This is a genomic window from Cupriavidus sp. PB-02, from assembly GCF_058252315.1.
Genome location: NZ_CM177695.1, coordinates 1,496,536 through 1,515,823 on the forward strand (window position 1 = coordinate 1,496,536; position 19,288 = coordinate 1,515,823).

The following is a 19,288-nucleotide window of genomic DNA, read 5'->3' on the forward strand; positions in this document are numbered from 1 at the left end:
TTGAAAGTCTAGGGTATGTAGGGCCCATGCCAGCCTTCTTGTCGGGGGCGGTACACGGGATACTGCAGAAAAATCGAGGCGTCGGCGCAATGCCGCCGTCGCCAGGGTGTTCGTTCAGGCGGCAGCCCGCGTGGCGCGCTGTTTCGCGCGCGCCAGCGCGCGCAGCATGGCTTCCAGCAGCGCAGCCGGAGGCCGCGAGCCGGACACGCTGAGCGTGCCGTTGAAGACAAAATGCGGCACGCCGAGGCCGGTCCGCAAGGGCGCTTCGTCCGGGCCGCCAAGTGACGGCAGCCAGTCCAGGTCACGGTCCCCGACAGCATCGCCCTGATCCGGGATCGCGATGCCGCATGCCGTCGCGGCCTGCCGCAGCACGAGCGGATCACCGATGTTCTCGCCGCGCAGGAAGTAGCGCGTGAACAGGTCGTCGATCAGCGCAGCAGCGGTATCGGCGCCTGCCTGCTGTCGCGCAAGGCGTACCAGGCGATGTGCCAGCAGGGTGTTCGGGAAGGTTTCGATGCGATCCAGTGCAAGCGTCAGGCCGGCTTCCCGCGCCGCGCCACAGACCTGCGCCTGGCGTACCGCCACCGCCTGGGGGCTGCCTAGACGCGCCACGTAGAAATCCCGGTAGGGCAGGCCGGCGGGAGGCGTGGTGGGGATCAGCGGATACGAGCGCCATTCCACCTGCACGGCAACGTCCGGGCGCTCCCGCGCCAGCAAGGCAATGGCGGTTTCCAGGTGCTTCTTGCCGATCAGGCACCAGGGACAGATCAGGTCGAAATAAGCCTCGACCGAGAGCGTGGACGGATGATTCATGGGAGCAGCTTCAAGACGCCAGCCGGCGAGCCCGGCGCAGGCCGCAGCAGGCTGTGGAGGATCAGAGGGCGGGCGCCGGCGCCGCGCGGCTGCGCCACGACTGGCGCGCCGGCAGCGATGCCATGACCTCGGCGCGCTCGGCGTCGGTCATCTGCGCCCAGCAGCCGATCTCGACCGGCGTCCTGCCGCAGCCCTGGCAATACTTGCCAGCGTGGTCCATGCGGCAGATGTTCAGGCACGGATTGGCGACGGAGGGGGATGGGTTCATGGCTTTCAACAAAACTTGGCGGGGTGACAGCCCGGCCGCAGGTTTTCTCGCCCGCGGCCGGATCTGTTGCGTCAGGCCGCGCGCAGGGGCAGGTTCTTCTGGCCGGCCTGGCGGTTCGGCGCCATGCCGTGCGCGGCCAGCGTTTCCTCGGCGCTGTCGTACCAGGTGCCGATGCGGTAGATCTCGCGGGCTTCCTTGCCCGAGGCGATCTCGCGGCCCAGTTCCTTGGCCACGCGCACGCACTGCTCGATCTGCTGCACGGAGGTCATGCGGTTGCCGTGCTGGTCGATGATGGTGTCCTCGATGCCGCAGCGCGGGTGCAGGCCCATCGACATCGCCATCATGTTGAACGGCAGCACGTTCTTCAGCAGCGATTCCGCGGTCAGCGTGCAACCGTCCGGCGCGCGGTGGACGAAGTTGAAGAAGTTGAACGGGTTGGGGCCGTCGAAGCCGCCGCCGATGCCGATCCAGGTCAGGTTCAGCGGGCCCTTGTAGATGCCGCCGCGCACCATGCGCTCCAGCGTTTCCATGGCGTGGATGCCGGTCAGCTGGAAGTGCGGCTGGATGCCGGAGGCCTGCAGGCGGCGCAGGTGTTCCTCCACCCAGCCCGGGCCGGCCGGCACGGTCATTTCGCGGTAGGCCTGCTGGTAGGCGGGGTGCTCGAGCGACGTACCCTTGAGGTATTCGGGGTACAGCAGCTCCATGATGTTCATCTGCGTGGTGTTGATCGCCACGGTCACCTGGTCCGGCTTCGGATCGAGCTCAGCCAGCATGTGGCGGGTGTCGTCCGACAGCCACTTGGCTGCCTGGCCGTCGTCTTCCGGCGCGAAGGAGATCGAGCCGCCGACCTGGATGATCATGTCGGGCACCGCGGCGCGCACGCCCGCGATCAGCTCGTTGAACTTGGACAGGCGCTTGGAGCCCTTGCCGTCCAGTTCGCGCACGTGCAGGTGCAGCACGGTGGCGCCGGCGTTGTAGCAATCGACGGCCTTCTGGACCTGTTCTTCCATCGTCACCGGAATGTCTTCCGGGAAGTCCGCCGGCATCCACTCGGGGCCGTAGGGCGCCACGGTGATGACTACCTTGTCCTGGTTCTCGGGGTGCAGGGAATCGTCGAGGAATTGCATGTTCTTGCTCCTGGTATGTTGTTGCGAATCGCCCTGGGTACCGCCTGTATGGCGGCGCCGGACAGGCGCGTTCGCGGTATCAAGTTCGGTGGCTGAAGTATCGTGTAACGGCGCGCAGCGATTTGACGATCCGGGACGATCGATTTACATTTCGGGACAGTCAGGGAAAACGCGATGTCCTACTACCTTCGCAGCGCCAGCCTTACCAATTTCGTGGAAGTCGCCCGCGCGGTGGGCCTCGATCCACACCAGCAACTGCGTGCGGCCAAGATCAGCCGCGATGTGCTGCTAGACCCCGACATCCGCATTCCTGCGGGGCTTGTCGGCCGCTTGCTGGATGCCTCGGCGCACGCGTCGCAGGTGGACGACTTCGGCCTGCGCATGGCCGAGCTGCGCCAGTTCTCCAACCTCGGGCCGCTGGCCTTCGTGGTGCGCGAGCAACCGACGCTGCGCCGGGCGCTGGAGTCCATGGTGCTTTACATGGGCCTGCAGAATGAGGCGCTCGCGATGCGCATGGAAGAGGGCGAAGGCCTGGTGATGATCCGCCTGCAGCTCCTGAGCGAGCAGCCCGGCACGCTGCGCCAGGCCACCGACCTGGCCGTCGGGGTGATGTACCGCATGCTCAGCCTGTTTCTCGGGTCGACATGGCGGCCGCGCGGGATCTGCTTCACACATGCCGCACCGTCCAGCATGGCCACCTTTACGCGCGTATTCGGCATGCCGGCGCTGTTCAACCAGGACTTTGACGGCATCGTCTGCGTGGCGTCCGACCTGGATGCGCCGCTGCCTTCCTATGATCCGGTGATGGCCGGGCAGGTGAAGCGCTACCTCGGCACCTTGCTCGCACAGGCCAACGCCACCATGCCGGACAAGGTACGCAAGCTGGTCTACGTGCTGCTGCCAACCGGCATGTGCTCGGTCGATCGCGTGGCGCAGCACCTTGGCATCGATCGCCGTACGGTGCACCGGCGCCTGCTGCAGGAGGACACCACGTATTCAGAGATCCTCAATGAAGCGCGCGCCGGGCTGGTGATCGGCTATATCGAAAACCTCGAGCGGCCGCTTTCGGAAGTGGCGACGCTGCTGGGGTTTTCTTCGCTGAGCGCGTTTTCACGCTGGTTCAGCGGGCAGTTCGGCTGCAGCGTGTCGAAGTGGCGCACGCAGCAGCAGGGGCAGGAGCGCGTCCCGGACGCTGCGCAGCCCGCGCAAGGACTGCTCTAGGCGTCCTTCCGCATTTCCATCGCGCACACGCTGTGACAGAATGCGCCGTCATCTTCCCTCCGGCATGTACTGCCTGCGCCCCGCGTGAACGGCCTGTCCGCTACCGTCCCGATCTCTGTCGTCAACGGCTTCCTGTCCGGCGCCGATCCCATGGCGATCGCACGGCTGGCCGAGTGCTCGGGCATTGCCAGCGAGCTGCTGTCCGAGCCGGCGGCGCGCGTCACGCAGGAACAGTTCTCGACGCTGTACCGCCTGCTCGCCAAGGAGGCCGACGATGAAATGCCGGGCATCTTCAGCCGGCCGCTGCGCAATGGCACGCTCAAGTACCTGTGCCTGAGCCTGCTGGATGCGCCAAGGCTGGAAGTGGCGCTGCATCGCTTCGGCCAGTTCTTCCACCTGATCCTCGATGACTTCCGCATCGAGTCGCGGCGCGACGGTGCGTCAGGCTATGTGGAGCTGGTAGACAACCCGGCCGGCCCCGCAGTCAGCGTGCTGGGGCGGGAACTGATGCTGAAGCTCGTGCATGGCGTGGCGTCGTGGCTGATCCGCCAGAAGATCCCGCTGCAGGCAGTGGAGTTCCAGTTTCCGCGGTCGCCGCTGGCGGGCGACCATCTCTACCTGTTTCCGGGCCCGGCGCACTTCGGTTGCGGCCATACCCGCATCGGCTTCGATGCGGCTTACCTGGACATGCCGGTGCGCCAGCGCAAGCCCGACCTGGAGAAGTTCCTGTCGCGCGCGCCCGAGGACTGGATCTTCGTTTCCTTCGCCGAGCAGATGACCTCCCACCGGGTCAGGCAATACGTGGCCGACTGCCTGCCGGTGTCGCCCACCATCGAGGCGGTGGCCCATGCGTTGCACTGTTCGGTGCGCACGCTGTGCCGCCGGCTGTCCGCGGAGGGGACTGCCTTCCAGGCGATCAAGGACGACGTGCGGCGCGATATCGCCATCCAGCGGCTGACGCGCTCGGAGGACCCCATCGCGGCCATTGCCTTCGACGTGGGCTTCGACAATCCCACCGCCTTCCATCGCGCCTTCCGCCACTGGACCGGCAGCACGCCCAACGCCTACCGCCGCGCGCTGTAAGCCCGCCGGCGCGGCTGGCAAAGCTGGCCGCCGACTGACAAATCCTGCCAGAACACCAGCCTCTTGCGGCGCACGGCGCGCGCGCCAGGCCGCCGCCGCGTAAAGCGGCAGGATTTGTCAATGAATGGGCAAGTTTGGGTATCCGCCTTTGTGCCCGCCGCCACTAGGATCGGCACATAACGTTGCAGTGCCACCGGTTAGTGAATCGGATGCCGGCGCTGTGAACATCGCACAGAGGCCGAAAATGAGCTACACCGCACCTACCAAAGACATCCTGTTCGTCATCCGTGAACTGGCCGGACTGACAAAGATTGCCAGCCTGCCAGGCTATGAAGACGCCACCCCCGACACCGTCGAAGCGGTGATCGGCGAGGCCGCGAAGTTCCACGGCGAGGTGATCGCCCCCCTCAACGTTGCCGGCGACAAGCAACCCAGCAGCTGGCACGACGGTGAAGTCAGGACGACCGCCGGCTTCCCGGAAGCCTTCCGCCAGTTTGGCGAAGGCGGCTGGCAGGGCATCGTGCACCCGGTCGAGTTTGGCGGCCAGGGGCTGCCCAAGCTGGTCGGCGCGCCGTGCATGGAAATGATGAACGCGGCGAACCTGTCGTTCGCGCTGTGCGCGATGCTGACCGACGGCGCGATCGAAGCGCTGCTGACCGCAGGCTCCGACGAGCTGAAGCAACGCTTCCTGCCGCGCCTGATCGCCGGCGAGTGGACCGGCACCATGAACCTGACCGAGCCGCAGGCCGGTTCCGACCTTGCGCTGCTGCGCACCCGCGCCGAGCCGCAGGCTGACGGCAGCTACAAGGTGTTCGGCACCAAGATCTTCATCACCTACGGCGAGCACGACATGGCGGACAACATCGTCCACCTGGTGCTGGCGCGCACGCCGGGCGCGCCCGAAGGGATCAAGGGCATCTCGCTGTTCGTGGTGCCGAAGTTCCTGGTCAACGACGACGGCTCGCTGGGTGCGCGCAACGACGTGCAGTGCGTGTCGATCGAACACAAGCTCGGCATCAAGGCGAGCCCGACCGCGGTGCTGCAGTTTGGCGACCATGGCGGTGCCATCGGCTACCTGGTCGGCGAGGAGAACCGCGGCCTGGAATACATGTTCGTGATGATGAACGCCGCACGCTTTGGCGTGGGCGTGCAGGGTATCGCCATCTCCGACCGCGCGTACCAGCAGGCCGTGGCTTATGCGAAGGACCGCGTGCAAAGCCGCCCGGTCGATGGCTCGGCCCGCGAAGCGGTGACGATCATCCATCATCCCGACGTGCGCCGCATGCTGACTGAAATGCGCGCCCTGACCGAAGGCGCGCGTGCGCTGGCGCTGGTGGCAGCCGCCTACTCGGACGTCGCCCACCATGCGCCGGACGCCGACACCCGTGCGCAGTTCAAGTCAGCCTATGAATTCCTGGTGCCGGTGATCAAGGGCTGGAGCACCGAAATGTCGCTGGACGTGACCAGCCTGGGCGTGCAGGTGCACGGCGGCATGGGCTTTATCGAGGAAACCGGTGCCGCGCAGCACTTCCGCGACGCACGCATCCTGCCGATCTACGAAGGCACCACCGCGATCCAGGCCAACGACCTGGTGGGCCGCAAGACCGTGCGCGACGGCGGCCTGGCCGCCCGGGCCATCCTGGCCGAAGTCGACAAGACCATCGATGCGCTCAAAGACTGCGCCGGCAACGGCGCGGATGCCGCGTGCAGCGCCATGTTCCTGCAGCTCGGCTACGCGCGCTTGGCGCTGGGCCGGGCCGTCGATTACGTGCTGGAAAACACCGCCAAGGATCCCAACGCCGTGTTCGGTGCCAGCGTGGCGTACCTGAAGCTTGCCGGCATCGTGCTGACGGGCTGGCAGATGGCGTGCGCGCTGATCGTGGCGACGCAAAAGCGTAGCGAGGACGAAGCGTTCTACGCCGCCAAGATCGCCACCTGCGAATTATTCGCCAAGCACATTCTGCCGCGCGCTTCGGCGTTGGAGGCGGCCATTACCGGCGCGTCGGGCACGGACGGCTTCCTGACCCTGGACGAATCCCGGTTCTGAAGCGGAAGCCGCCAAATAGATCAATCAATGGAGGAGGCGGTATGGCAATCGAAAACTACCGCATGGCGACGCTCGGCGCGTTCGTCGGCAAGGAGCTCGGCGTGTCCGAGTGGGTGGAAGTGGACCAGGCGCGCATCGATGCGTTCGCGCAATGCACCAACGACAACCAGTGGATCCACGTGGACGTGGACCGCGCCAGCAAGGAAAGCCCGTTCGGCGGCACCATCGCCCACGGCTACCTGACGCTGTCGCTGGTGGCAGGCCAGTTGCTCGACATGGGCGTGATCCCGGCCGATGCCAGCGCCGCGGTCAACTACGGACTGGAAAAGACGCGCTTCCTGGCGCCGGTAAAGGCGGGCTCGCGCGTGCGCAATCGCGTCAGCCTGCTGGCCGCCGACAACAAGGGCGAAGGCCGCGTGCTGCTGCGCACGGAAAACACGATCGAGATCGAAGGCGAGTCCAAGCCGGCACTGGTGGCGGAAGCCCTGGCGCTGCTGGTCGCCTGAAGCACGAGCAAGACAGAAGCAAGGAATAAGGCAGGAGAAGTGAGATGACAAGGGTCAACAGTGCGAGAGAGCACGCCGGCAAGGCCGGTAAGGCTGCAGCCGTGATCGCGGCGACAGCGGTGGAGTCCATTGAACTTGCGCCGGACCTGATGGCCGGCCCCAACCCCTTCGTGGGGCTGCGCCCGGAAGACCTGGTCAGCACCGCGCAGCAGATCGGCGCGCAATGCATGCAGGAGCCGGTGCTGGTGCTGGAGCAGCAGGCACAACTGGCGCAGGACCTGGTCAGCGTGATGGCCGGCTCGGCACCGTTGCCGTCGGCGCGCGACCGCCGCTTTGGCGACCCCACCTGGCAGGACAACCCGCTGTACCGCATGTCGCTGCAGGGCTATGAGGCCTGGCGCAAGGCAGTGAGCGGCTTTGTACAGCGCTCGGTGATGGACGAGCGCAGCAAGCATCGCGCAGAGTACTTCACTTCGCTGGTGGCCGATGCGCTGGCACCGACCAACACGCTGCTGGGCAACCCGGCGGCACTCAAGAAGACCGTGGAGTCTTGCGGCATGAACCTGATCAGCGGGCTGACCAACCTGGTCACCGATACCCTGACTAACCGCGGCATGCCTGCCCAGGTGGACAAGGAGGCGTTCAGCGTTGGCAAGAACCTGGCCACCACGCCCGGCGCGGTGGTGTTCCGCAACGACGTGCTGGAGCTGATCCAGTACACCCCGACCACCGCGAAGGTGCATGCCCGGCCGCAGCTGATCGTGCCGCCGCAGGTCAACAAGTTCTACGTGTTCGACCTGGCGCAGGGAAAGAGCATGGTGGAGTACCTGCTGGGCAAGGAGATGCAGGTATTTATCGTGAGCTGGCGCAACCCCACCGCGGCGCACCGCGACTGGGACATGGATACCTATGTCGGCGCGCTGATCGAGGCCATCCACGCCATCCGCGACATCACCGGCAGCCCTGATGTCAACCTGCACGGCGCCTGCTCCGGCGCGATGACGATGTCGGCGCTGATGGGCTACTGCGCCGCGAGCGGCGAGCAGCTGGTGCATGCGGCCACGCTGATGGTGTCGGTGTTCGGGCTCGATGCGCAGTCGCAGCTTGGGCTGTTCAGCACGCCGGAAGCCATCACGGCCGCCCGCCAGGGCAGCCAGGCACGCGGCGTGCTCGACGGCGCGGAGCTGGGGCGGGTCTTTGCGTGGCTGCGTCCGAATGACCTGGTGTGGAACTACTGGGTCAACAACTACCTGCTGGGCAATGCGCCGCCGGCGTTCGATGTCCTCTACTGGAACAACGACACCACGCGGCTGCCGGCCGGGCTGCATGGCCAGTTCCTGGACATGCTCACGCTGAACCAGCTGGCAACGCCGCGCACGCTGCGCGTGCTGGGCCACGCCATCGACCTGTCCGAAGTCCAGTGCGACAAGTACGTGCTGGCCGGCATGACCGACCACATCACGCCGTGGAAGGCGGTGTACCGCTCGGTGCGCGCCTTTGGCGGAAGCACGGAGTTCGTGCTCAGTTCCAGCGGGCATGTCCAGAGCCTGATCAACCCGCCCGGCAACCCCAAGGCCAGGTTCTTCCGCAACGACGCGGCGGCTGCGGATCCGGAGACCTGGCTGGAAGGCGCGACGGCGACCCAGGACTCCTGGTGGGAGCATTGGAGCCAGTGGCTGAAGAAGCGGTCCGGGCCGAAGCGCAATGCACCGGCCAGCCCTGGCAGCCTGCAATACACGCCATGCGGCGAAGCCCCCGGCGTCTACGTGACTGAAGCGTAGTTCCCTGGCCCCGCGGGGCCATCGTTTTCTGTAACACAACCCGTCAGGAGAAATGAAGATGGAATCGACCAACACCACGGGCCAATCGGCCTCGCACACCTCGGCCCCGCACAAGAAGCTGTTTGACTTCGTCAAGCAGAACCGCCTGGACCCGGCCGCTATCCTCGAATCGCGCCGCAAGGACATCGAGGCCCTGGCAGGCCTGAATATCGCGCTGCTGGCCGGCCTGCAGTCGCTGGTGCGCCAGCAGGGCGAATACCTGTGCGATACCGCTGCCGACTTGCAGGCGCTCGCCCGCGGCGGCAAGGATTCGGATGGCCAGGCGGCCAAGGTCTCCGAAGTGCTGCCGCGCTCGCTGCACAAGGCCGTGAACGGCCTGCGCGGGCTGACCGACACCGTGTACAAGACGCAGGCTGACAGCATTGCCGCAGTCGGCCGCCGCATTGCGGAAAACGTTGAGGAAGTGAAGGGCATCCTGCGTCCCCGGCAGTAAGCACCAGGGGGCACGGCCGCCCCCGGCCGTGCCTTCGCGCCAACGACTCCAGGACAACTTGATGACAATAAGCGATGCCGGCATCAAGGCCGGCCACATGCATGTCCAGACGGTAGATCTGGACGGGCAACAACTCAGGGTCGGTATCCGGCCCGGCAGCGACGCGGGTCCGCCGCTGCTTATCTTCAACGGCATCGGCGCCAACCTCGAACTGCTCGAGCCCCTCGTCGCTGCGCTGGCGGGCGTGGAAGTGATCATCTTCGACGTCCCCGGCGCCGGCGGTTCCCCCGCGCCGCTGATGCCTTACCGCTTCTCCAACCTTTGCGTCCTTGCCGACAGGCTGCTGTCGCACCTCGGCTATGTGGGCCAGGTCGATACGCTCGGCGTGTCGTGGGGCGGCGCGCTCGCCCAGGAATTCGCGCGGCTCTATCCGCAGCGTTGCCGCCGCCTGGTGCTGGCGGCGACCTCTCCCGGCGTGATCATGGTGCCGGGCAGGCTGTCGGTGCTGTCGAAGATGATCGGCGTGCGCCGCTATACCGATCCCGAGTACCTGCGATGCGTCGGCGCCGACCTCTACGGCGGCGCCTTCCGCGACGATCCTGCGCTGCTCGACGAACATGGCCGCCACATGCAGCCACCACGCGGGCGCGGCTACCTCTACCAGCTGCTGGCAGCCTGGGGCTGGAGCAGCCTCCCCTGGCTGGGAGCAGTGGAGCAACCCACGCTGGTGATGCACGGCGCGGACGATCCCATCGTGCCGCTGGTCAATGCCAGGATCCTCGCGGCCCGCATTCCCAATTCGGACCTGCACGTGCTCGACGACGGGCATCTCTTCCTCGTGACCGGCGCGGAGAACGCCGCGCACGTCATCGGCGCCTTCCTGCGCCGCTAGACCCTTCCTCAGCCGCGGCGAGCCCGCGGCTTTTTTTCCTTTTACTCCTCGCAAAAGAAGGTTCCTCACCGATTTCCGGGGTGAACGAAGGTCTCTTGTCGACCTTCTCGGCTGTTCATAGAGAATGTGTGAACGTCTGAAGTCTGGACCATTTCAGCCGCACGAGGCTGGCTGCGAACCTCGGCCAGGCCATCTCAGACATGCCCAAGGAACTGCCACCAAAGCGGGCCGACGACCAGCCAGACAACCATGTAGATGAGGCTCATCAGAAAGCCAGCCTTCCACCATTCGCCCTGGGTGACGTAGCCGGCGCCGAACATGACCGGTCCGGAGCCGATGCCGTATTGGGTCAGGCAACCGTTGACGCTGCTCAGGATGCCGAGTGCGACTGCTGCGGTGAATGGCGGGATCCCGGCAGCGACCATAAGCGCCATGGAGAGGGGGAAGAGAGCACTGATATGTGCCGTGGCGCTAGCGAAGAAGTAGTGGATGTAGCAGTAGATCGCCGCCACCATCATATAGACGGCCAACCTGTGGAAGCCCTCCAAGTGTGCCCCGAACTCCTTGCCGAACCAGGACACCATGCCGTAATCATTGAGCTTGGAGGCCAGCATGATCAGCAGGCCGATCCAGATCATGGTGTCCCAGGCGGATTTCTCGTCAAGGGCATCCTGCCAGGTCAGCACGCCGGTGATGAACAGCAACGAAACGCCGAGGGCCGCCGCCAGCGTTGCGCCGATGGCCAGGTCCTCACCGAAAATCCAGAGCACCAGCAGGCCAATGAAGATTACCGCCATGATGATTTCCCTGGCGGAGATGGGTCCCATGGCAACGAGTTCCCTCTGGGCCAGGGCTGTCGCATCAGGTGTTTCGCGAATCTGCGGTGGGGCGATCCACAGCATGGCGAATGGAATGATGGCCAGACACAGCAAACCGGGGACAGACGCTGCCACCGCCCAGTCGAGCCAACTGATTGAGACACCTTGGTCTGCGGCCAGCTTGACCGCCAGGGGATTACCCGCCATCGCCGTGATGAACATGGCTGCTGTGATGATGTTAGCGTGGAAGGCGCATAGGATCAGATAGCTTCCCACCTTGCCGCGGGATTCCGGGTCGTCGGCATGGCTGCCAAGCACTTCCGCTATTGCTCGGGTAATCGGCAGCATCACCCCGCCGGCGCGGGCCGTGATGCTGGGCATGGCGGGCGAAATAATGAGTTCGGTTATTACCAGGCCATAACCCAGTCCCAAGGTGCGCTTACCCAGCAGCCGCATGAACAAGAGTGCGATGCGGCGACCCAGGCCGGTCTTGATCACGCCTCGGGAGATGAAGAAGGCGAGCATCACCAGCCAAACAAGGTCCGTGCCCGTAGATTTGGTGACGTCGGCAAAAGACACGACGCCAACGAGCACGCCCACGGTCGCGCCGATAATGGCCACCGCCGCCATCGGAAGAGGGGCGGTCATGATGCCGGCGATAGTGGCGACAAATACGGCGAACATATGCCAGGCCTTTACCTCGAGGCCGGCCGGCGCGGGCAGGAACCAAAGGATGACGCCGATACCGACGGGGACGAGAAATTTCCAGAGGGTTCCGAGATGCCCAACTGGTGGCGCCTGTTTTGTCGCGGATGCGCTTGTGGGCGGTGGAGCCTTGGCAGGTGATACAGGCATGATTGACCTCCTGGCGGCGGCGTTGTTCGTTTGTCCGGAGCGTCGCAAGTCCCTATTGGGCCTGGAGCACGCTGTCGGTTGCCTCCTTGACGATGCGCGCACTGCGCCGCAGGGCCTCGCGCTCGATGGGGTCTAGTTCCGGATAAGCCAGTAGCTGCGCTCCGCCGCCATTGACCACCATCGGCAGCGACAAACACACTTCTGGTACGCCTTCGACTTCGGCATGCACAATGCCGACCGTGAGAATGGAGTCGGTGTTGTGCACGATGGCCTGGCAAATTCGCCCAATCGCACTGGCGATCCCATAGTGGGTGGCGCCCTTGCCTTCCTTGATGAGCTTGGCAGCCTCGTGCACGGAGCGCAGGATCAGATCGCGGCTGGCAGGCCCCAGCTCCTTGCCGGTTCTTGTCAGGAACGTTTCGAGGGGCATGCCTGAGACCGTCGCGCCGGACCACGCGATCACCGCGGATTCGCCGTGTTCGCCAAGGACGTAGGCGTGAATCCCCGGCGCCACGACGCCCAGCCGCTCGGAGAGCAGCGATCGCAGTCGCCCAGTGTCGAGCGAGGTGCCGGTGCTGATGACGCGCTCCCGCGCGCAGCGTAAGCGGTCAAAAACGACGGCGGCCAACACATCGCACGGGTTGCCCGCGATGACGTAGATCGCATCCGGGGCCAGGGGAGCAATGCTATCCACAATTTCCGCCGCGATGCCTGCATTGATTTTGGCCAGGTCCAGACGAGTCTGCCCTGGCTTCACACCGACGCCGGCGGTGATCACGATGATGTCGGCGTCGCGCGCGTTCTCGTAATCCCCGGCATGACAGCGGTTATGTCCCCAGAATGCTGCAGCGTGGGCTAGGTCCAGCGCCTGACCTTCGGCCCGCACTCGCGCCACATCGATGATGACGATCTCTGCGCTCGGGATGGCCACCGTTGCAAACAGGGCCGCCGACCCGCCAACCAGTCCTGCGCCGACGATGGCGATCTTGGGTTGCCGCATAGCATGCCTCCCTCGTGCCTGGATAATCGAATACCTGAACCAGGCGCCAGTCCGTGCGCGAGTCAACTTGAAGGCGGTGCGAAACCCGCGCGGGCAGGCGGGTAACCTTCCGTATGGTTTATATGACCTTTTCGGCAGAAGCGCCAGGGTTGTGCCGGGGCCGTCGGTGAAAAACCAAAAAAAAACGGCCGCTCGGGAAAATCCCCGGGCGGCCGCCAACGAGCAAGCTGCCCGGTGTCGATCCGATGACTGGAGCGTCTGGTCAGAACTTGTGGCGAATGCCGACGGCCGCGCCGAACATATTGCTCTGGCCGTTGGCCAGCGTGTAGCTGTTGCCCAGCGACAGGCTGTTGGCGAAGACCGTTGCCAGCGACTCGAGCATCAGCCCGGCGTTCTTCGCATAGGCGGTGGTCAGGTAGACGTCGGTGCGCTTGGAGAACGCATAGTTGGCCACGAAAGCGACCTGCCAGGGATTGGCGACGTTGGTATTGCCGAACAGGCTTCTGACGTTGTCGTAGTTGTATTCCAGCGTCAGGCCGATGGCCGGCGTGACCTGGTAGTTGGCGCCGATCCAGTAGAAGTCATCGCGCTGGATCACGACATCCGCCGCGTTCTTGTTCTGGCCCCAGCGGTAGCCGCCCATGATCTTGGCCGGCCCGATGCTGTAGCTCGCACCCACCACGGCCTTCTTGTTGGTGCCGTTGCTGGTGCCGATGGTCGGGTTCCACTGGTCGTAGCCAACGGTCACGCCAAACGGCCCGCCCTGGTATGCCACCGCGGCGCCATAGGCCGTGTCGCGGCGGAACTGGCCCGGGACTTCGCCGTTGCCACCGATCGGCGTTGCCACGCCCACGGTTGCCGGCAAGGCCAGGCCAGTGCCGAACGACCAATGCGCCAGCGCCGTGACCGGGCCGAACTTGCCGGTGTACTTGACCGTGTTGTCCTCACGGAAGTTCGGGCCGGACTGCAGCACCACCGGTTCGTATTGCGTGGCATAGGCCGTGGGCGAGAAATTGGCCAGCGCCTCGAACATCGACGTGTACTGGCGGCCGAGGCTGATCTGCCCGATGCCGGCCTTCTGCACGCCCACGAACGCCTGGCGCCCGAACAGGCGGCCGCTTTGCTGCGAGGTGCCGGTGTCGAGGTTGAAGCCGCTTTCCAGTACGAACAGCGCCTGCAGACCGCCACCGAGGTCCTCGCTGCCGCGAAGACCCCAGCGCGAGCCGGAGACCCCGCCGGAGTTCATGCGGTAGACGTCGTTGGCCGGCCCGCGGTTGAACTGGTTGGCGGCGGTCGGAACCGCGCCGAGGTGGTTGACGTACTCCACGTTGATGTCCGCCACGCCGTAGAGCGTGACGTTCGTCTGCGCGAAGGCGCCTCCCGAACAGGCGAGCAGTGCGGCCGCGGCCATGCTCCTGAGCTTCATTGGTATTTCTCCTCTTTTTCCTTTGGTTTGCGATGCGGATGAATCCGTCTCGGTAAGTACTACGGGTACTGCAATGTCTGTTGTGGCGTTGCGCTGCGCGAAGCCCGGCTCGGGCCTCAGTTGGCGCGCAACAGCTTTTCCAGCAACTCGATCGCGCGCGGCCACGGGCCATATCCCGCGGCCGGGTTCAGGTGGCCGACCTCGCCGAGGTCGATCAGCCGGCTGCCCCAGTCGCTGGCCATCTGCGCAGCGCGCTCATAGCTGGCGAGCGGATCGTTGCGGCTGGCGGCGAGGATGCTGGGGAAGGGCAATTGCGCCCGGGGCACTGGCAGCCAGCCGTGTTCTGCCAGCGTGGCGGTTTCCGGATAGCCGGCCGGCATCGGCGTTTCGAGATCGGCTGGGGTGGCGAGCAGCGCGCCACGGATCTTGCGGTGGTGCTGCGCCGCCCAGTGCACGGTGATCATGACGCCGGCGCTGTGCGCCACCAGCACCACCGGGCCGTCGATGTCGGCAAGGGCTGCATCCAGCGCGGCCACGCGAGCGTCGCGGCTGAGTTTGTCGTGTTCAAGCGGCGCGACGGAGCGGGCGTTCGGCAGCTCGGCCTGGAGCAGGGTCTGCCAGTGCTCCGCCACATGGTCGCGCAGGCCTGGAACCATCAGGAAGGTGGTATCAGCGGGAAGGTTCATCGGTATTTGGGGTAGTAAGTCAGAGAATCAGGCGTTTTTCGCGTGGGCCTCACGCTGGCTTTCCATGCGAAGCAGGTCGGCCGTGTAGGTGCGCCGCCCGACCAGGAAGCACACCGCGGCCAGCACGCCGGCCAGCGGGATCAGCTGAAGCGCGCCCAGCAGGCCGATGCGATCGGCAATCAGGCCGGTGACAAAGGGGCCGGGCGCCAGGCCCAGCAGGTTGTTTGCCAGCGTGAGCGTGGCAAACGCGGTGGCATGGATGGCCGGGTGGGTCAGGTTAGCCACCACGGCACTGGCCGGGCCGGCCGTGCCGCCGACAAACAGCATGCCGGCGCCGATCAGCACCAGCTGCGCTGTGCCCGCGGGCAAGCGGAACGCGGTGAGCAGCAGCGCGCAACAGGTCACGCTGTAGACCACTGCCATCAGCCACTTGCGCCTGGGCGCGTGGCGGGCGGCCCAATCGGTCAGCGCGCCGCACAGGATCATCCCTGCGCCAGCCGCCAGCACGAACGCCGCGGCGGTCACGCCCGCACGATCCGTCGCCATGCCGTAGTAGCGCGACAGGTAGCTCGGCATCCAGGTAAGCAGGGCGCCCATGACCAGCAACTGCAGCGCACTGCCCACATAAGCACAGAGGATCGAACGCGCCGAGAAAAGGGCGGACAGCAGCGGGCGCAGCGACACGGTCTCGTGCCGGGGGGCACCGTCCGCTTCCTCGCCCAGCGCACGGCGCTGCGCCTGCAGGCGCGGCTCGGTAATGAAGAGGCGATAGATCACCACCAGCACCAGCCCGAAGATCGCCATGCCGGCAAAGGCCCAGCGCCAGCCAAACAGTGCCGACAGGGCACCGCCCAGCCCCATGCCCAGCACGGAGCCAAACGCGCCGCCAGCGATAAACGCCGAGCTCAGGCTGGCACGGAGGTGGCGCGGAAACACTGACAGCACCACGGCAATGCCGACGCTGCCATAGGCCGCCTCGCCAATCCCCACGCAAAGCCGTGCCACGAACATCTGCCCGAAATTGTTGGCCAGCGCGCAGCCCAGCGTGGCCAGGCTCCACAGCGCTGCCATCAGGATCAGGCTCCTGACCCGGCCCCAGCGGTCGGCCAGGATCGACAGCGGAAACGTCAGCAGGCCCACCATCAGGGCCACGATCCCGCCCAGCGCACCCAGCTCGGTATCGCTCAGCGACCATTCCACCTTCAGCAGGGGAAACACGGCATTGAGCACCTGCCGGGACATGTAGTCCGACAGCAGCAAGCCAAAGCTCAACGCAAAGACGAGCCATGCGTAAGAACGTGACGACGTCGCTCCGGCGGCGCCGGCTGCGATGGGGGAATGCGTGGAGGTTTGCCCGAGCATGAATGCCTTTCCTGGATGCGCTTGACTGCGGCTATGGCTGTGCCGGCCAGGGAGTCAAAACCCTCCCTTGAGACGCTGGCCACAGTCCTGTCGCGACTGGCGAAGTATCTAGGATTGGCTATCGATGGTTTGACTAACGGGGACAAGTTGTTTGCATTTTGGGACAGTCGGGGAAAACGAGAGGTGCGTGGCGGGGGCAGAAATGGCGGTGGGCAAAGCAGGCGTCACCTGCCATCTGGAGGCTGCCGAGATTGCCCGGCATGGACGGGCCCGGGCCAGTGCGACATGACGCACCTGATCGCGACGCTATCAGGCTGCGTCAAAGTTCTGGCGGACAGCGCGGATACGTCATAGATTGATCAGGGCAAGCGAAACGCGGCATTGCAGCAAAGCCCGGTGTCACCGAACCGCCCATGCGCATGGCATGGCGTTTGCAGGTTGGCGCGCACTCAGCGACCGGATTTCATCCCAGCGGTAGGCGCGGACTTACCGGGGAGTCCAATGCCGCGATCATCCCAGGGAATCTCCTGGCCGGATGCTCCAAAGACGTGCTATCGAGGCGGTGACCATGGACGCAGGAAAGCAACTCGTGCATGCCCAAGAGGTTGGCATCAAGACCGGGCTGGTGCTCCAGAAACGCCTGAAAAATGCGCAGGAAGCCTTGGGCCGGCGCATGCAGGCGGCTGCCGGGGACGTCGAAATCGGCGAGACTGGCGCCGGGGCGCTGTCCGATGTCGATTCCTTCAATGGCTTCGCCTACGCGTTGGACGCCGCGCAGCGCGCCATCCTCTTCTGGGACACGCTGCGCCAGCGCGGAAATCGTTTTGTCGAGCACGCCGCCGAGGGCCTGAAGCCGGTCCTGCACTTCGAATACGAGTTCGTTCTCGACGGCCGCCAGTTCGAGCGGCCGGTGAATTACGCGCTGCTGCGCATCACGCCGCCCGCAGGCGTGACGGTGGACAACGCCCGCCGCCCCTATGTCATCATCGACCCGCGCGCCGGACATGGTCCCGGCATTGGCGGCTTCAAGGACGATTCGCAGGTGGGCGTGGCGTTGCGCGCCGGCCATCCGGTCTACTTCGTCATCTTCTTCCGCGACCCAGAGCCTGGGCAGACCCTGCTGGACGTCTGCGAAGCCGAACAGCGCTTCGTGCGCAAGGTACGGGCACTGCATCCGGATAGCCCCAAGCCGGCCATCGTCGGCAACTGCCAGGGCGGCTGGGCAGCCATGATGCTGGCGGCATCGAGCCCGGACGACACCGGCCCGATTGTCATCAACGGCGCGCCGATGTCCTACTGGAGCGGCGCCTGGAGCGAAGGCGAGGGCGATAACCCGATGCGCTACGCGGGCGGCCTGCTAGGCGGAACCTGGCTGGCTTCGTTCACCGCCGACCTCGGCAACGGCAAGTTCGATGGCGCTCACCTGGTCCAGAACTTCGAGAACCTGAACCCGGCCAACAGCCTCTGGGACAAGTACTACAACCTCTACAACAAGGCCGACACCGAGCCACCGCGCTTCCTTGAATTCGAGCACTGGTGGGGCGGCTACTACCTGATGAACCGCGAAGAGATCGAGTGGATCACCCGAAATCTCTTTGTCGGCAACAAGCTGTGGTCCGGCGACGTCAAGGACGCGGGTGGCAAGGGGTTCGACCTGCGCGAGATCAAGTCGCCGATCGTCCTGTTCGCCTCGATGGGCGACAACATCACCCCGCCGCAGCAAGCGTTCAACTGGGTGGTGGACCAGTACGCGAGCACCGAGGAGATCAAGGCGCGCGGCCAGGTCATCGTCGGCATGATGCATGAAAGCATCGGGCATCTCGGCATCTTCGTTTCAGGCAAGGTCGCCAAGAAGGAGCATGCGCAGATCGTGTCGGTGCTGAAGACCATTGAGCTGTTGCCGCCCGGCCTGTATGGCATGGTCATCACCGAGCGCAGGGAAAAGGACGAGCACGGCCAGAAGCAATATGACGTCGCCTTCCACGAATATCGGCTGGAAGATATTGCGGCACGGCTCAATCGCTTTCAGCGTGTCGACGAACGGCCGTTCGAGGCCGTGGCCGCATTGTCCGACTTCAACCAGCGGGCTTATGAACTGTTCGCACAGCCATTCGTGCAGGCAATGTCCAACGATATGTCGGCGCGCATGCTGCGCGCCTTCCACCCCCTGCGGGTACAGAACTGGGCCCTGTCCGACATGAATCCATGGATGGCCTGGCTGGGCCCCGCCGCCGACGCGGTCAGGGCCAACCGGCAGGCGCTCGCGGCGGATAATCCGCTGCGTCAGCAAGAGCAGGCAGGTGCCGAAATGGTAAGTGCCATGCTGGACAGTTATCGCGCGGTGCGCGACGCCATGACGGAAGCGTCCTTCTTCAACATCTACGCCAATATGTTCTCGCAGTTTCTCGGCGACAAGGCCGAAACACGGCCTGGCGTGCCCGTGATTACCGAGCCCAGGGAGTTGCCGGAGGTCAAGCAGGCCCTCGCGGCCATCAGCGAAGGCGGCTATGTCGAGGCGCTCGCCCGCGTGGCCTTCCTGCTGACGCACAGCGGCGAACCGTTGCCGCTTTCACGTCTCGAGTTGCGCAAGGAACTGGTCACCGACTATGCCGAATACCTGCCCGCGCTGGCGCCGGATGCCTGGCGCAGGATCCGGGGCGTGCAGGAGATCATCGTGCAGTACGCACCGGACCAGGCGCTCAAGACGCTGCCGGCATTGCTCAATGATCCGGCCGAGCGCGAGCGGCTTCTGACCTTGCTCGACAAGCTGTCCACCGATGAACACGTACTTGGCAGCCAGCCCACGCCTGATCAGGCGGCGATGCTGGCGCGCATCCGTGCCGCACTGGCGGGAAAGCCTGAGCGCATTCGCCGCGCGGCCGGGTGACTGCGCAGCGCGTGTCCACACCG

At 65.3% G+C, this 19,288-nt stretch carries 16 protein-coding genes; 8 read left to right on the forward strand and 8 right to left on the reverse strand.

Going from position 1 to position 19,288, the window contains the following annotated elements:
- Nucleotides 1-114 precede the first annotated feature (114 nt).
- The 3 genes from AC10V3_RS27650 to AC10V3_RS27660 all read right to left on the reverse strand — a co-directional run bounded on the left by AC10V3_RS27650 (nt 115) and on the right by AC10V3_RS27660 (nt 2,208).
- Nucleotides 115-813 carry a DsbA family oxidoreductase gene (locus tag AC10V3_RS27650; RefSeq protein ID WP_022538550.1) on the reverse strand — a complete coding sequence of 233 codons (699 nt, stop codon included), beginning with the start codon at nt 811-813 and terminating at the stop codon, nt 115-117.
- A 61-nt stretch (nt 814-874) separates the two neighbouring features.
- Nucleotides 875-1,081, reverse strand: coding sequence for a DUF1289 domain-containing protein (locus AC10V3_RS27655; RefSeq protein WP_490923738.1), 207 nt, complete (start codon nt 1,079-1,081; stop codon nt 875-877).
- A gap of 71 nt (nt 1,082-1,152) precedes the next feature.
- Nucleotides 1,153-2,208: a beta-keto acid cleavage family enzyme gene (locus tag AC10V3_RS27660; protein ID WP_022538552.1), complete on the reverse strand. Its 1,056-nt coding sequence runs from the start codon at nt 2,206-2,208 to the stop codon at nt 1,153-1,155.
- Nucleotides 2,209-2,382: 174 nt separating this feature from the next.
- Between AC10V3_RS27660 and AC10V3_RS27665 the strand changes: the two genes are divergently transcribed.
- From AC10V3_RS27665 to phaZ, 7 genes are all read left to right on the forward strand, one after another.
- Entirely contained in the window at nt 2,383-3,429 is a 1,047-nt protein-coding gene (locus AC10V3_RS27665; protein WP_454753090.1) for an AraC family transcriptional regulator, read from the forward strand.
- An 84-nt stretch (nt 3,430-3,513) separates the two neighbouring features.
- Nucleotides 3,514-4,512 carry an AraC family transcriptional regulator gene (locus tag AC10V3_RS27670; RefSeq protein ID WP_454753091.1) on the forward strand — a complete coding sequence of 333 codons (999 nt, stop codon included), beginning with the start codon at nt 3,514-3,516 and terminating at the stop codon, nt 4,510-4,512.
- 244 nt (nt 4,513-4,756) lie between these two features.
- Entirely contained in the window at nt 4,757-6,559 is a 1,803-nt protein-coding gene (locus AC10V3_RS27675; RefSeq protein ID WP_490923741.1) for an acyl-CoA dehydrogenase, read from the forward strand.
- Between the two features lie 41 nt (nt 6,560-6,600).
- A complete protein-coding gene (locus AC10V3_RS27680) occupies nt 6,601-7,065 on the forward strand; it encodes a MaoC family dehydratase (protein WP_022538556.1) in 465 nt (154 codons plus the stop codon).
- 44 nt (nt 7,066-7,109) lie between these two features.
- Nucleotides 7,110-8,846: an alpha/beta fold hydrolase gene (locus AC10V3_RS27685; protein ID WP_022538557.1), complete on the forward strand. Its 1,737-nt coding sequence runs from the start codon at nt 7,110-7,112 to the stop codon at nt 8,844-8,846.
- Nucleotides 8,847-8,904: 58 nt separating this feature from the next.
- Complete coding sequence (locus AC10V3_RS27690) at nt 8,905-9,339, forward strand: phasin family protein (protein WP_022538558.1); 435 nt, start codon at nt 8,905-8,907, stop codon at nt 9,337-9,339.
- A 61-nt stretch (nt 9,340-9,400) separates the two neighbouring features.
- Nucleotides 9,401-10,231 (forward strand): poly(3-hydroxyalkanoate) depolymerase, encoded by an 831-nt coding sequence (gene phaZ / locus AC10V3_RS27695; RefSeq protein ID WP_022538559.1) that lies wholly within the window; start codon nt 9,401-9,403, stop codon nt 10,229-10,231.
- 194 nt (nt 10,232-10,425) lie between these two features.
- Here the strand turns inward: phaZ and AC10V3_RS27700 are convergent, their stop codons facing one another.
- The 5 genes from AC10V3_RS27700 to AC10V3_RS27720 all read right to left on the reverse strand — a co-directional run bounded on the left by AC10V3_RS27700 (nt 10,426) and on the right by AC10V3_RS27720 (nt 16,378).
- Nucleotides 10,426-11,904: an anion permease gene (locus AC10V3_RS27700; RefSeq protein WP_022538560.1), complete on the reverse strand. Its 1,479-nt coding sequence runs from the start codon at nt 11,902-11,904 to the stop codon at nt 10,426-10,428.
- A 52-nt stretch (nt 11,905-11,956) separates the two neighbouring features.
- A complete protein-coding gene (locus AC10V3_RS27705) occupies nt 11,957-12,904 on the reverse strand; it encodes a lactate/malate family dehydrogenase (protein ID WP_022538561.1) in 948 nt (315 codons plus the stop codon).
- Nucleotides 12,905-13,166: 262 nt separating this feature from the next.
- Entirely contained in the window at nt 13,167-14,330 is a 1,164-nt protein-coding gene (locus AC10V3_RS27710) for a porin (RefSeq protein ID WP_022538562.1), read from the reverse strand.
- Nucleotides 14,331-14,446: 116 nt separating this feature from the next.
- Entirely contained in the window at nt 14,447-15,016 is a 570-nt protein-coding gene (locus AC10V3_RS27715) for an RBBP9/YdeN family alpha/beta hydrolase (RefSeq protein WP_022538563.1), read from the reverse strand.
- A gap of 27 nt (nt 15,017-15,043) precedes the next feature.
- Nucleotides 15,044-16,378, reverse strand: coding sequence for an MFS transporter (locus AC10V3_RS27720; protein WP_454753093.1), 1,335 nt, complete (start codon nt 16,376-16,378; stop codon nt 15,044-15,046).
- 568 nt (nt 16,379-16,946) lie between these two features.
- On the opposite strand from AC10V3_RS27720, the gene AC10V3_RS27725 reads away from it, so the two are divergent.
- Nucleotides 16,947-19,265: a DUF3141 domain-containing protein gene (locus AC10V3_RS27725; protein WP_490923746.1), complete on the forward strand. Its 2,319-nt coding sequence runs from the start codon at nt 16,947-16,949 to the stop codon at nt 19,263-19,265.
- The last annotated feature ends 23 nt before the right edge of the window (nt 19,266-19,288 follow it).